General features: G+C 61.4%; 12 protein-coding genes. 7 read left to right on the top strand and 5 right to left on the bottom strand.

The window, feature by feature from the left end:
* The first annotated feature begins 8 nt into the window (after window positions 1–8).
* The 4 genes from NT26_RS06235 (at window position 9) to rpmG (ending at window position 2,598) form a co-directional block, all read left to right on the top strand.
* Complete coding sequence (locus tag NT26_RS06235) at window positions 9–461, top strand: DUF983 domain-containing protein (RefSeq protein WP_052637933.1); 453 nt, start codon at window positions 9–11, stop codon at window positions 459–461.
* Window positions 458–1,144, top strand: coding sequence for an NUDIX hydrolase (locus NT26_RS06230; RefSeq protein WP_425287727.1), 687 nt, complete (start codon window positions 458–460; stop codon window positions 1,142–1,144). The genes NT26_RS06235 and NT26_RS06230 overlap by 4 nt, the downstream gene beginning before the upstream one ends.
* 9 nt (window positions 1,145–1,153) lie before the next feature.
* The gene (locus NT26_RS06225; protein WP_052637932.1) at window positions 1,154–2,338 is read left to right on the top strand and encodes an MFS transporter; all 1,185 of its coding nucleotides are present in this window, start codon (window positions 1,154–1,156) and stop codon (window positions 2,336–2,338) included.
* A 92-nt stretch (window positions 2,339–2,430) separates the two neighbouring features.
* Entirely contained in the window at window positions 2,431–2,598 is a 168-nt protein-coding gene (gene rpmG, locus NT26_RS06220; RefSeq protein WP_052637931.1) for a 50S ribosomal protein L33, read from the top strand.
* A 469-nt stretch (window positions 2,599–3,067) separates the two neighbouring features.
* On the opposite strand, the gene NT26_RS06215 is transcribed toward rpmG, so the two are convergent.
* Window positions 3,068–4,438 carry a PleD family two-component system response regulator gene (locus tag NT26_RS06215; protein ID WP_052637930.1) on the bottom strand — a complete coding sequence of 457 codons (1,371 nt, stop codon included), beginning with the start codon at window positions 4,436–4,438 and terminating at the stop codon, window positions 3,068–3,070.
* A 16-nt stretch (window positions 4,439–4,454) separates the two neighbouring features.
* Window positions 4,455–4,826: a response regulator gene (locus tag NT26_RS06210; RefSeq protein ID WP_052637929.1), complete on the bottom strand. Its 372-nt coding sequence runs from the start codon at window positions 4,824–4,826 to the stop codon at window positions 4,455–4,457.
* Between the two features lie 131 nt (window positions 4,827–4,957).
* Here NT26_RS06210 and NT26_RS06205 point away from each other — a divergent pair, with 131 nt between their 5' ends.
* The 3 genes from NT26_RS06205 (at window position 4,958) to NT26_RS06195 (ending at window position 8,075) form a co-directional block, all read left to right on the top strand.
* The gene (locus tag NT26_RS06205) at window positions 4,958–5,266 is read left to right on the top strand and encodes a DUF3572 domain-containing protein (protein WP_052637928.1); all 309 of its coding nucleotides are present in this window, start codon (window positions 4,958–4,960) and stop codon (window positions 5,264–5,266) included.
* Between the two features lie 91 nt (window positions 5,267–5,357).
* A complete protein-coding gene (locus tag NT26_RS06200; RefSeq protein WP_052637927.1) occupies window positions 5,358–6,650 on the top strand; it encodes a DNA polymerase IV in 1,293 nt (430 codons plus the stop codon).
* 108 nt (window positions 6,651–6,758) lie between these two features.
* The gene (locus NT26_RS06195) at window positions 6,759–8,075 is read left to right on the top strand and encodes a L,D-transpeptidase family protein (RefSeq protein WP_065814516.1); all 1,317 of its coding nucleotides are present in this window, start codon (window positions 6,759–6,761) and stop codon (window positions 8,073–8,075) included.
* A 6-nt stretch (window positions 8,076–8,081) separates the two neighbouring features.
* Here NT26_RS06195 and dnaE read toward each other — a convergent pair whose 3' ends face one another.
* The 3 genes from dnaE to NT26_RS06180 all read right to left on the bottom strand — a co-directional run bounded on the left by dnaE (window position 8,082) and on the right by NT26_RS06180 (window position 13,890).
* Window positions 8,082–11,570 (bottom strand): DNA polymerase III subunit alpha, encoded by a 3,489-nt coding sequence (dnaE, locus tag NT26_RS06190; RefSeq protein ID WP_052637926.1) that lies wholly within the window; start codon window positions 11,568–11,570, stop codon window positions 8,082–8,084.
* A 315-nt stretch (window positions 11,571–11,885) separates the two neighbouring features.
* Window positions 11,886–12,569, bottom strand: a complete 684-nt coding sequence (locus tag NT26_RS06185) for an ABC transporter ATP-binding protein (RefSeq protein WP_052637925.1) — start codon at window positions 12,567–12,569, stop codon at window positions 11,886–11,888.
* Between the two features lie 13 nt (window positions 12,570–12,582).
* The gene (locus tag NT26_RS06180; protein ID WP_052637924.1) at window positions 12,583–13,890 is read right to left on the bottom strand and encodes a lipoprotein-releasing ABC transporter permease subunit; all 1,308 of its coding nucleotides are present in this window, start codon (window positions 13,888–13,890) and stop codon (window positions 12,583–12,585) included.
* Window positions 13,891–13,918 lie beyond the last annotated feature (28 nt).

Here is a 13,918-nt window from a genome sequence, read left to right as displayed (position 1 = left end):
GCAAGCATATGCAACGACAAGCCGAGCAGCCGGTCCGGTTCGGAGGGGCGCACCAAGAAGAGCGCCCCCTGATGCGATCCATCGGGCGCGGCATGAAGGGTACCTGCCCCAATTGCGGGAGCGGGCGCCTGTTTCGGGCCTTCCTCAAGCCGGTGGACGAATGTTCGGTCTGCGGGGAAGAGATCCACCACCACAGGGCGGATGACCTGCCGGCCTACCTCGTCATCTTCGTGGTCGGCCATGTTCTGATGACCGGCTACATGATGGCGGACATGGTAATCCCGCTGTCTCCGTGGATCCATCTGGCGATCTGGATCCCGCTCGCAGTCCTGGCGGCGCTGCTAACCATTCAGCCGATCAAGGGCGGTGTCATCGGTCTGCAATGGGCGTACCGGATGCACGGATTCGGCGGCGAGGCAGGAGAGCGACCCGCTGCGGATCACGGAGACCGACATCATTGAAACCGGCTGTGGTCGCGCCCGCACCGTTCGCGATCGACGAACCGTTGCGGAAGAACACGGAGAAGCTGCGTCCGAAGGATGCCAGCACCATCATTCTGCTGGACCGACGCCAGGGGACGCCCCGCTTCCTGATGGGACGGAGAGGTGGCGGCCACGCCTTCATGCCCGACGTCTACGTCTTTCCGGGCGGCCGGCGGGACCGTCACGACTACACCCTGCCCTACCAGCGTGACCTTCACCCGCTTGTCACGAAGCGGCTTCTCTCGGGAACGGCAACACGTACCGGACCGGCGACCGTGCGTGCCCTTGCACTGGCGGCGCTCCGCGAACTGCGTGAGGAGACGGGGTTGAGCACCGGCGACGCGGCCGACCTCGTGCCCCTGCGTTACGTGGCGCGTGCGGTAACGCCACCCGGGAATGTAAGACGCTTCGATACACGTTTCTTTCTGCTGCCTGCCGACGAAGCCGGCATTGCCCCGGCCCCGCTTCAGGATACCGAAGAATTGCAGGATCTGCGCTGGGTTGGCTTTTCCGACCTTGCGGAGCTCAAGGTGCCGCAGATCACGCGCGCGGTGCTGGAGGATGTGAAATTGCTGCTTGAGAGCGATCCTGCCCTCCCCTATGGACTGCCTGTACCCTATTACTTCATGCGCCATGGACGGTTCGTCCGGACCGAGCTCTAGAGGCACAAGATGTCCCGTCCACAGAACGACCTCAACGGCCATGTCGAGGAGATACACTGGCCGTCGCTATTTGCGGCGATCTCGGCAATCAGCGCCGTGGGGATCGCCATTGGCCTTGGCCTCCCCCTCCTCAGCATAATCCTCGAGAAACGCGGCATCTCGTCGACCATGATCGGGCTGAACTCGGCCATGGCGGGTGTCGCGGCCATGATCGCCGCACCGATCACCACTCGGCTCGCCCATGATTTCGGCGTCGCCCGGACCATGCTGTGGGCGGTGATCGTGTCGGCCGTCAGCGCTCTCGGCTTCTACTATGCCAGCGCCTTCTGGATGTGGTTTCCCCTGCGGTTCGCATTCCACGGGGCAACCACGACGCTGTTCATCCTGTCCGAGTTCTGGATCAATGCAGCCGCCCCGCCCCGCCGCAGAGGCCTCGTACTCGGTATCTATGCCACAGTTCTGGCGGTGGGGTTCGCGATGGGCCCGCTCCTGTTTTCGGCCATCGGTAGCGACGGAATCCGGCCTTTCCTGATCGGTGCCGGCGCCATCCTGATCGCGGCGGTTCCAATCTATATCGCGCGCAATGAGAGTCCCGTTCTGGACGAGAAGCCCGAGCGACACTTCCTGCGCTATATCTTCCTTGTGCCCACGGCGACAGCCGCCGTCTTCGTCTTCGGTGCGGTGGAAGCGGGAGGACTCTCGCTGTTCCCGATCTATGCGGTGCGGACGGGGTTCAGCGAGGCCCAGGCAGCCCTGCTCCTCACCGTGATGGGTATCGGCAACATGGTCTTCCAGATCCCGCTGGGCATGTATTCCGACCGCCTTCGCGACCGGCGGCCGCTTCTCGCGCTCATGGCGCTGACGGGCCTCGTCGGCTCGCTGCTCCTGCCGTTGCTGATCGAGGACTGGCTGCTGACGGCAGTCGTCCTGCTGTTCTGGGGCGGTTGCGTCTCCGGCCTCTATACTGTGGGCCTTGCCCATCTCGGCTCGCGACTCACCGGCGCCGACCTTGCCGCCGCCAATGCAGCCTTCGTCTTCTGCTACGCCGTCGGCACCGTGGCCGGGCCACAGGCGATCGGCGCAGCGATCGACATCACCGGCAATAACGGTTTCGCCTGGGCGCTCGCCTCCTTCTTCGGCCTTTATGTCGTTCTGTCGATGGGACGGTTCCTTTTTAGACCGAAACGGACTTGACTTTTCGGGCGCGATTTGTACTTTCGCGCCAGATTTCGCCGTGGACACCATCCGGCCGTCCGCGGCTTCATTTTTCCTAAAGGCAGAACACCATGGCGAAAGCTACGACCATCAAGATCAAGCTGCTGTCGACGGCGGACACCGGTTTCTTCTACGTGACCAAGAAGAACAGCCGTACCTTCACGGACAAGATGTCCAAGACCAAGTACGACCCGATTGCCAAGAAGCATGTCGAGTTCAAGGAAACCAAGATCAAGTAAGATCCTGGTATCCGGCAGAACGAGGCGCGCGCCGTAGGGTGACGCGCCTTTTTTGTAGTCTCATGATCCAAGCCAAAAAAAGCACCGCTTTCCTTGAAAGCGGTGCTTTTTTATTTGGGGGTCGACCGACTGCAATACGGCACGAGGAACCGAGACATGCAATCGATCGACCGACCCCACGACCCAGGAGATGCGGCGGACCTGAGCATCATGGGGTATCTTTCGTCTCTAAAAATCGCGCAAACTACCAAGGAAATCAACCGAATCTTGCCGATTCGATAAGCGAGTTCCAATATTGGTTAAAATCAGCCGTAGTGGAGGCGCGCCATTCGATGAATAACGGAGATTCGACTGGTCAATTTATCTGGTATTCTTGGCACGGAGACAGAACTTTTCGCCAGCAGGAGCGCAAGACGCTAGCTCAATTAGTGGCTAACCGGCGGCCTGCGCAACCTTGCCAGGGCTCGCTTCAGGCTGCGGCTGCGACCACCCTGTTCCTGCCGCTGTTCTTCGCCTCGTAGAGTGCCCTGTCCGCTTGCTTCAGAAGCTGCTCCGGGGTCTCTGCCGCAGCCTCGTTGGAAGCGATGCCAAGCGAAGCAGTGACGCTGATGGCCTGCCCCGTCGAGCGAATGACGAAGGGCTGGTTCTCGATCAGCCCGCGGAGTCTTTCGGCGATCATGCCGGCCGCTGCGGCATCGGTGTCAGGCATCACCACCACGAACTCCTCCCCGCCATACCGGCAGGCGAGATCCGCTCCCCTGACCGTCGAGCGGATACGTGCCGCGAACTGCCGGAGAATGTCGTCTCCGGCGTCATGGCCATAAGTGTCGTTGATGGTCTTGAAGCGGTCGATGTCGGTGATGCAGATGGACAGCGCCCGCCCTCGAGCCGCGGCACGATTGAACAACGTCTTCAAATGATTGTCGAGGTAGCGGCGGTTATGCAACCCGGTCAATGCGTCCGTGACCGCAAGTTCGATCGTCTGCTGAACGCTGACGCGAAGACGATCGTTGTAGCGCTTGCGCTTGATCTGCGTGAGGCAGCGGGCAACGAGCTCGTTCGGGTCGACCGGGCGCATGATGTAGTCGTTGACGCCGAGGTCCAGAGCCCGGACGATCAGATCCTCCTCACCCTGCTCCGTGACGATGAGCAGCGGCAGAAAGCGGGTCCGTTCCAGCGACCTCAGCTGCGAGCAGAGGCGTAGCGGATCATAGTCGTCAAAATTGGCGTTGACGATCACGAGATCGAAGCTGTTCTCTGCTGCCTCGAACAATGCCGCCTGCGGGTCCGACATCGCCATGACCTCGGCGATCGGCTTCAGCGCCTTGATGAAGCGCTCCTGCGAATTTCCACGGCTGTCGACCAGTAGAACCTGTCCCGGCTCGTCCCGGCCGTCGGTGCCTTTGAGCATGTCCTCGATGCCGACGTTCTGAGCGGTGTCGGCACGAATGCGCAACTCGTCGCTCAAGGTCTTCAGGCGCACGAGGCTCTTCACACGGGATATGAGCTGAAGATCGTTGACCGGTTTCGTCAGGAAGTCGTCCGCGCCGGCCTTGAGGCCGCGAACGCGATCGGCGGGCTGGTCCAGCGCTGTCACCATGACGATCGGAATATGCGCAAAGCGGGGATCGGCCTTCAGCCGTTCGCAGACTTCGAAGCCGCTGAGGCCGGGCATCATGATGTCCAGCAGGATGAGGTCGACATGCGTATGCTCGCAGATCGCCAACGCCTTGAAACCGTCCTCGGCCGTCAGGACATCGAAGTATTCAGCAACCAGCCGAGCCTCGAGCAGCTTGAGATTCGCGGGCACATCGTCAACCACCAGGATCCGCGCGGTCATGTCGTGTGCTCCGGTCTCATGCGTCGCCCAGATATGTCTTAATGGTCTCGATGAACTTCGGAACCGATATCGGCTTCGACACATAGGCTTCGCAGCCACCCTGGCGGATGCGTTCTTCATCGCCCTTCATCGCGAAGGCGGTCACGGCTATGACCGGGATGATATGCAATTCATCGTCTTCCTTGAGCCACTTCGTGACCTCGAGGCCGGAGACTTCAGGTAGCTGGATGTCCATCAGGATGAGGTCCGGGCGATGCTTGCGGGCGAGTTCCATCGCCTCCAGGCCGTTCCGCGTCTGGATGGTTTCATAGCCGCAAGCCTCGATCAGATCGCGGAAGAGCTTCATGTTCAGCTCGTTGTCTTCGACAATCATGACCCGCTTGGGCATGTACCCCGTCCCTGATCCTGCCTTGCAAGCCCTATTTCAGCATATAAGCTCGCGCACGGCCGATTCCATCTCCGTCACAGTGTTCGACGGTACGGCCATTTGGTTGAAAAAGAGGTAACCATTTCCGGGCAATGCGACACGATCCCAAAAACGTTTCGGTCGGGCGGGACGCCGCGGAGCAGACGGCCGTAGCCATTCTCGGCTGGCTTGCCTCCGAACCGGACATGCTGGGGCGCTTCCTTTCCCTGTCGGGGCTGGAGGCAGGGCAACTTCGCCAGGCAGTGCACGATCCCGATTTCCTCGCTGGGATGCTTGATTTCGTCATGGCACATGAGCCCACGCTCCTTGCCTTTTGCGAAGGAAGCGGCACGAAGCCGGAGGCGGTTGCCGCCGCCTGGCGCCACTTCTCAAAGCCCGGCCTCGACTCCGGCCAGTACTAAGAAGCGCGTTCCGGTGTGGACGGATGAAGAGCGCCGTTGAGATTCTATTCGGCCAGGCATAGATTGCGGATGTTCAACTTCTGTTCCATCGATGACGCATTCGCCCGAGACGAAATCCGGCTTCTGTCGCGACTGCCTCACCGAGCAGAAGGCAGAATTGCGCCGCTGCAATAAATGCGGAAGTCCAAGGCTATTATACCACTCTGAACTTTACGACCTGACGATCGCGCATATCGATTGCGACGCCTTCTATGCGGCCGTCGAGAAACGCGACAATCCCGAGCTCGCAGACAAGCCGGTCATCATTGGTGGTGGAAAGCGCGGCGTTGTCTCCACGGCCTGCTACATTGCGCGCATCAACGGAGTGCGATCGGCAATGCCGATGTTCAAAGCACTGGAGGCGTGCCCGGATGCCGTCGTCATCCGCCCGAACATGGAAAAGTATGCACGGGTCGGCCGCGAGGTACGGCAGATGATGCTGGAGTTGACGCCGCTCGTTCAGCCACTTTCGATCGACGAAGCCTTTCTCGACCTCGCCGGCACGGAGCGGCTGCATCACGACCCGCCGGCACGCATCCTGGCCAAACTCGCCAACCGCGTCGCCGCAGAGATCGGCATCAGCATCTCGATCGGGCTCTCCTACTGCAAGTTCCTGGCCAAGGTTGGATCCGACCTGCAAAAGCCGCGGGGCTTCTCCGTCGTTGGGCGGGAGGAGGCATTGGCGTTCCTCGCGCCACGACCCGTGACGACGATCTGGGGCGTCGGCAAGGCCTTCAATGCCACCCTCGAAGCCGACGGCATCCGGACGATTGGCCAGTTGCAGACAATGGAGGAAGGTGATCTCATGCGGCGCTACGGTTCGATGGGACAGCGCCTCTATCGCCTCGCGCGCGGCATCGACGAGCGGACAGTCCATCCCAATGATCCGGCCAAGAGCGTTTCGGCGGAGACCACATTCTTCGACGACATCTCCCGCCAGGAAGACCTCGTCCCGATCCTGCGCCGCCTGTCAGAGAAGGTCTCGTCTCGGCTGAAGAAACGCTCCATCGCCGGCCAGACCGTCGTGCTGAAGCTCAAGACCGCTGACTTCAAAAGCCGCACGCGCAATCGGCGGCTCGAGGACCCCACACAGCTCGCCGATCGCATCTTCCGCACGGGTCTCTCACTGCTGCAACCCGAAACCGACGGCACGCGGTTCCGCCTCATCGGCATCGGCGTGACTGACCTTTGTGATCCAGAACGGGCGGATCCCCCAGACCTCGTGGACCGCGACGCCGTCCGTCGCGCCGCAGCGGAGGCCGCCATGGACCGGCTCCGCGACAAGTTCGGAAAGGCCGCCGTGGAAACGGGCTACACGTTCGGTGAACGTCGCCGGGATCACTGAGATGTGATCGTCCGGCATAGCGACTACCAATCGTTACAATCTCCGGCAAATCTTCCTTAATTCGAAGCTGCTAATCTCGCCGCTCAGTATTGCGTAAAGAGGTTGTCCATGCTGCGTCGTCTCGCGTTTGGTCTCGGACTGATGTCCGCCACCATGCTCTCCCATCCCGCCTTTGCCGAACTCGCCCACACGCTGCAGATCGTCGTCTCCAAGAACAACCAGTCCATGACCGTCTACGACGGTGCCAAGGTGGTCTCGACCACGCGCGTCTCCACCGGCAAGGCAGGGCATTCCACGCCGAGCGGGATCTTCTCGATCCTCGAAAAGCGTCGGTATCACGAGTCGAACATCTATTCGAACGCACCGATGCCATTCATGCAGAGACTGACGTGGTCCGGCATCGCGCTTCACGAAGGCCATGTGCCCAACTACCCGGCCTCGCACGGCTGCATCCGCCTGCCTTCCGGTTACGCGAAGACGCTTTTCGGGATGACGGAGCGCGGCTTCCACGTGATTGTTTCCGACGCGCCGGTGGCACCGGCGCCGATTGTCCATGCCAACCTCTTCCTCCCGCTCAAGCCCCTGCCCTCCGAACCACTGATGTCGGACATCGAATTGCGGCCGACCGTGAAGCGCCAGACGTCGGAAGCCTATGAGGTGGCCATGGCGGACCACACCACCGACCCGACCCTGACCGGCTCGATCGAACCGCAGGACACCACACCCTTGAAGATGCTCATCAAGAGGCGCGAACTGCGGGAGACGGTGTCCGACGTCCAGGCGATGCTGAACGATCTCGGCTTCGATGCCGGTGCGCCCGACGGCCTGATCGGCACAAAGACCCAGGCGGCAATCGCAGGCTTCAAGCGGTGGAAGAGCCTCCCGGCGGGATCGGCATTGACCGAGGATTTCCTGTCGGCGCTCTATCGCTCCTCCGGTAAGCAGGAGCCCCCAGCTGCGCAACTGCTGGTACGCCGCAACTTTGCGCCGCTGTTCGAGGCGCCCATCGGCCTGAAGAATCCGGAGATCCCCCTCGGCACGCACTTCTTCACGGCGAGCAATGTCGATCGCGGCAGCGAGCGGGCCGACTGGCATGTGCTTACCCTGCCGAACCTCCTCACCACGAAAGAGCGGCAGCGCATGAATATCAGTCTCCACGCCTCGGCCTCTTCGGCATCCGACGCGCTCGATCGCCTCGACATCCCGGACGACTTACGAGAGCGCATCGCCACGCTGCTTGCTGATGGAAGCTCCCTGACCATAACGGACGAAGGTCTGGGTCCGGAGACCGGCAAGGGCACCGACTTCATCACGCTGACGCGCTCCGAGGCGAAGGTGGCTGAAGCACGGCCAGCCGTTGAAAAGCCGAAGAAGGTGCGACAGAAGCCGCGGCGCGTCTATCGCAACGGCATCGGCCTCTACTGAGCGTCGCTATACGAGTTCGACCTCTAGGACCCCCGGCGCCGCCCTGAGGGCGGCGGCAATCTCCGGCGAAATCCGGAATTTCTCCGCGAGCTCCACCTCGATCTCGCGCTGGCCATCATCCTTGATGACGATGAAGGAGACCAGCCCGTCCCCCCTTGCATTAAGGTGACGCGTCACCGTCTTCAGGGGACCCGAATCCCGTACATAGACCCGCAGCGCCTTCTGCATTCGTACCGACTGCTCCTCCAGGGACGCGGCCGTCTGGATGCGAAGGCCGATACCCTCGGGACGCTCATCGGCCTGTACGGTGATCACCAGGGATTTGCCAGGCTCGAGAAGGTCACGATACTGCGCCAGCGCTTCGGAGAAGAGCACTGCCTCGAACTGACCTGAGGCATCGGAGAAGGTGACGATCCCCATCTTGTTGCCGGTGCGGGTTTTGCGCTCTTGGCGTCCGGTCACCGTTCCTGCAAGTCGCCCGGCAGTCGCGCCCTTCTTCACGGCAGCGGAGAATTCCGCAAAGTTCTGGACGCGCATCTTCGCCAGCACATCGCCATAGGAATCAAGCGGGTGGGCGGACAGGTAGAAGCCAAGAACCTGGTACTCCCGCATCAGCTTCTCCGAAGGAACCCAGGGCGAGAAAGGCGGGAAAATCAACGTTTCAGGACCTGCTGCGGAGGATGATCCGAACATGTCAGACTGGCCGCTCGTCTTGTTTTCCTGCGCACGCTGCGCATAGCCGATGATGCGGTCGAGGCCAGCAATCATCTCCGCCCGATCCCGCCCGAAGCAATCGAAGGCACCGGCGCAAATAAGGCTTTCCAGCACGCGACGGTTGATCTGCTTCGGGTCGATCCGTAGGCAGAAATCCTCGATCGAGGCGAAAGGCCTGTCGCCCCTAACCTCGACGATGTGATCGACTGCGGCCTCGCCGACACCCTTGATGGCCGCCAGGGCGTAGAAGATTCTGTTGTCGTCGGTCTCGAAACGGCGGAACGAGGTCTGCACCGATGGCGGCACGACCGTAATGCCGAGGCGGGCCGCATCCTGCCGGAAGTCGTTCAGCTTCTCGGTGTTCGCCATATCGAAGGTCATCGACGCGGCCAGGAACTCGGCGGGATAGTGGGCCTTCATGAAGGCCGTCTGGTAGGAGACGATGGCGTAGGCGGCGGCGTGCGACTTATTGAAGCCGTAGTTGGCGAACTTCGCGAGCAGGTCGAAGATCAAGTCAGCCTGCGGCTTCGACACGCCATTCTTCATGGCACCATCGACGAAACGTGCACGCTGCTTGTCCATCTCCTCCTTGATCTTCTTGCCCATGGCGCGGCGCAGAAGATCGGCTTCGCCGAGCGAGTAACCCGACAGGACCTGGGCGATCTGCATCACCTGTTCCTGGTAGACGATAACGCCCTGGGTTTCCTTCAGGAGATAGTCGATCTTCGGATGGATCGACTCGATCTCCTCTTCGCCGTGCTTGCGGGCATTGTAGACCGGAATGTTCTCCATCGGGCCGGGGCGATAGAGTGCAACGAGCGCGATGATGTCCTCGATGCAGTCCGGCCGCATTCCGATCAGCGCCTTGCGCATGCCGGCACTTTCCACCTGGAACACGCCGATCGTCTCGCCACGGGAGAGCATTTCGTAGGTCTTCTCGTCATCCAGTGGTATCGAGGCGAGGTCCACGTGGATGCCGCGCTTGGAGACGTAGTCGACCGCAGTTTTCAACACGGTCAACGTCTTCAGCCCGAGGAAGTCGAACTTCACCAGGCCTGCCTGTTCGACCCATTTCATGTTGAACTGGGTGACCGGCATGTCGGAGCGCGGATCGCGGTACATCGGCACGAGCTTGGAGAGCGGCCGATCCCCGATCACGATGCCGGCGGCGTGCGTCGAGGCGTGCCGATAAAGTCCCTCGATTTTCTGGGCGATGTCGAGAAGGCGTGCAACCACGGGCTCCTTCTCTGCCTCTTCCTGCAGCTTGGGCTCCTCCTCGATCGCCTTGGAGAGCGGCGTCGGATTGGCTGGATTGTTCGGCACCAGCTTGCAGATCCTGTCCACCTGGCCGTAGGGCATTTCGAGCACCCGACCGACGTCGCGCAGCGCCGCGCGGGCCTGCAGCGATCCGAATGTAATGATCTGGGCCACCTGCTCACGGCCGTATTTCTGCTGGACGTAGCGGATCACCTCTTCGCGCCGGTCCTGGCAGAAGTCGATGTCGAAGTCGGGCATCGAGACGCGTTCCGGGTTGAGGAAGCGCTCGAACAGCAGCGAGAAGCGCAGCGGATCGACGTCCGTGATCGTCAGCGCATAGGCGACAAGCGAACCGGCGCCTGATCCACGGCCCGGACCAACGGGAATGTTGTTCTGCTTCGCCCATTTGATGAAGTCTGAGACGATCAGGAAGTAGCCTGGGAACTTCATCCTCTCGATGACGCTCAGTTCGAAGTCCAGGCGCTTACGGTAGTCCTGCTCCGTATAGCCGGGGCTGAGGCCGAGCGCCGCCATTCGCCGTTCGAGGCCCTCCACCGATTGCCGTCGCAGTTCCTCTGCCTCGGCCCGTTCGGCTTCCTCCGGATCAGCCGTCGCACCCGTGAAGCGTGGCAGGATCGGCTTGCGGGTATCGAGGATGAATGAACAGCGCCGGGCGATCTCCACCGTGTTGTCCAGCGCTTCCGGCAGATCGGCGAAGAGTGCCGCCATCTCGGCACGGCTCTTCAGATAGTGGTCCGGGGTCAGCCGGAAGCGGCTGTCGTCGGACACGATCGCATTGTGGGCCACCGCCATCAGAGCGTCGTGGGCGTCATAATCGTCGCGCGACGGGAAAAAGGCTTCGTTGGTGGCGACCAACGGCAGATCGAACTCGTAGGCAAGGCTGACGATCTTGTGCTCGTGGCGACGGTCATAGGCGCCGTGGCGCTGCAGTTCCACATAGAGCCGGTCACCGAACGCCTCCCTGAGGCTGAGGAGCCGCGATCTCGCCTGACTGGAATTGCCTTCGCGCAGCGTGACGTCGATCGGACCGCCGGACGCCCCGGTCAAGGCAATCAGTCCCTCGGTCCCCGTGTCGTCGAGCCAGGAGCGGCGGATATGCGTGCTGGCATGGCCTTCGCCCCCGAGATAGGCGCGACTGACGAGGTCCACCAGCCGCTCGTAGCCGTCAGCCGTAGACGCCAGAAGCACGATCGCCGGCAGCTTCGTCATCTGGTTGCCACGACGATCCTCGGCCTGATCCTCCATGTCGATGGAGACCTGGCACCCGATGATTGGCTGAAGGCCCTCACCGATGGCCTTCTGCGCGAATTCCAGCGCGACGAAGAGATTATTGGTGTCCGTGACGGCTATCGCCGGCTGACCATCGGCCACAGCCTTCGCAAGGATCTTCTTGAGCGGCAATGCGCCTTCGAGCAGCGAATAGGCGGAATGAACCCGCAGATGAACGAACCGAGGCGAAGGCTCCCCGTTCGTTGCACCAGTGGTTTCCATCTGCTCGGCCATCGCTGTCTCTCACCTCATGAATCAGGTGATTTTCCGGCGCGGAGCGTTCCAAGTCCAGCTCGGACTTACGTCGTCAACGGATATTCCTGCGGCTCGCTTACATGGCCAGCATGAGCATGGAAATGCTCGCGACGAAGGTTGCTATGGAAGCGAATGCGGCAATGTCCCGAATAAGATCAGTCATGGTCGTCTCCCTTGTTCCTCTATGTTGTTATTTTGTTCTGTTTTTGTACTCCTCGTCAAGAGAAAAACGAAACAAGAACAGAATGGCCACCGTCGCCGGCAGCCTCGGTAAACAGAGGGTTAAGAGAGGAGTTAGAAGCCGACGACCTTGCCGCCGTCGATCGTTACCCGACGATCCATCCGGGCGGCGAGATCATGGTTGTGGGTTGCGATCAGGGCCGCAAGCCCCGACTGCTTCACAAGCGCTTCCAGCGCATCGAAGACGTATGAGGCCGTTTCGGGATCGAGGTTGCCGGTCGGTTCGTCGGCCAGCAGGACGCGAGGGGCATTGGCGACGGCACGGGCGATCGCCACGCGCTGCTGTTCGCCGCCGGACAATTCGGCCGGGCGGTGTTCGCCACGATGTCCGATGCGCATGTAGTCGAGAAGCTGGCTTGCCCGCTCCTTGGCCTCCCGCTCGGGAAGCCCCGCAATCAGCTGCGGCATCATGATGTTCTCGAGCGCCGTGAACTCTGGGAGCAGGTGGTGGAACTGGTACACGAAGCCGATCTCGCTGCGGCGGATGGCGGTGCGATCATCATCCGGCAATCCATTGCAGGCATGCCCGCCGACGAAAACCTCACCGGCATCCGGATGCTCCAGCAGTCCCGCCAGATGCAGAAGCGTGGATTTTCCCGTTCCTGACGGCGCCACGAGAGCGACGATCTCGCCACTGTGCAGCTCAAAGTCCGCACCCTTCAGGATGGAGAGCGTGGTCTCGCCCTGGCCGTAATGTCTTTCGACACCGGAGAGCTTCAGGACTGTCTTGCCTGCCATGACGGATAAAGTCCTATTCGTATCGGAGGGCCTGCACCGGATCGAGCCGCGAGGCCCGCCAGGCGGGGAATATGGTGGCAATGAAAGAGAGCGTCAGTGCCATCAGCACCACCGACAAAGTCTCGCTGAAGCTCATCTCAGCCGGAAGCTGGCTGAGGAAGTAGAGCTCGGGATCGAAGAGCACCGTGCCCGACAGCCAGGAGAAGAACTGCCGGATCGATTCAATGTTGAGGCAGACGATGACGCCGAGAACGACGCCGGCGAGCGTTCCGACGGTTCCGATCGCCGCCCCTGTCATGAAGAAGATCCGCATCACCGCGCCGGAACTTGCGCCCATGGTGCGCAGGATGGCGATGTCGCTTCCCTTGTCCTTCACCAGCATGATGAGCCCGGAGATGATGTTGAGCGCTGCCACCAGCACGATCAGCGTGAGGATCATGAACATGACGTTCCGCTCGACCTGCAGCGCCGAAAAGAACGTCTGGTTCCGCTGACGCCAGTCGGTGATGTGGATCTGGCGACCGGCGGCGGCTTCCACCAGCGGACGCAACCCGTCGACACCTTCGGGATCGTTGACGAAGAGCTCGATCGACTGCACCAATCCATCGGCGTTGAAATAAAGCTGCGCCTCCTCCAGCGGCATGAAGATCATCGTCGCGTCGTATTCAGACATGCCGATTTCGAAGACGCCTGATACCGGGTAGGATTTGACCCTTGGATTGACCCCCATCGGCGTCACGTCGCCTTCGGGTGAGATGAGGGTGATGTCATCGCCTGCAGTGATCCCTAGCGATGCAGCAAGCCGGGAGCCGACCAGAACGCCCTGCCCCGAAGCAAATCCGATAATGTCGCCCTGCCGGATGTTGGTCGCGACCTCGCTCAGCTTCTCGAGGTCTTCCGGCCGAACGCCGCGCACCAATGCGCCGGAGCCGGCACCGGCGCGACCGGAGGCGAGTGTCTGGCCCTCCACCAGCGGTAGCGCAATCCGCACACCCGGCACGCCCTGGAACTTCGCCGTAAGGTCGGCATAGTCGGTAAAGGGCCCGTCCACCGGCTGCACGATCATGTGACCGTTGATTCCGAGGATGCGCGAGATCAGTTCGGTACGGAAACCGTTCATCACCGCCATGACGATGATCAGCGTGGCTACGCCCAGCATGATGCCGATGAACGAGAAGCCAGCGATCACCGAGATGAACGCCTCCTTCCGCCGGGAGCGCAGGTAGCGCCACGCCACCATGCGTTCGAAGGCCGAAAACGGACCGGCAGACGGGCCGCGGCCTTCGATGTTCGTCTGTCCCTCTGCGGTCACGCTCGCCATTCTTCCGTCCCTAGCCTTCACTCGTCGT

This window comes from Pseudorhizobium banfieldiae, assembly GCF_000967425.1.
Lineage (GTDB): Bacteria > Pseudomonadota > Alphaproteobacteria > Rhizobiales > Rhizobiaceae > Neorhizobium > Neorhizobium banfieldiae.
Note: the sequence above shows the minus strand (reverse complement) of the source record. Positions and strands in the feature narration are given on the sequence as shown.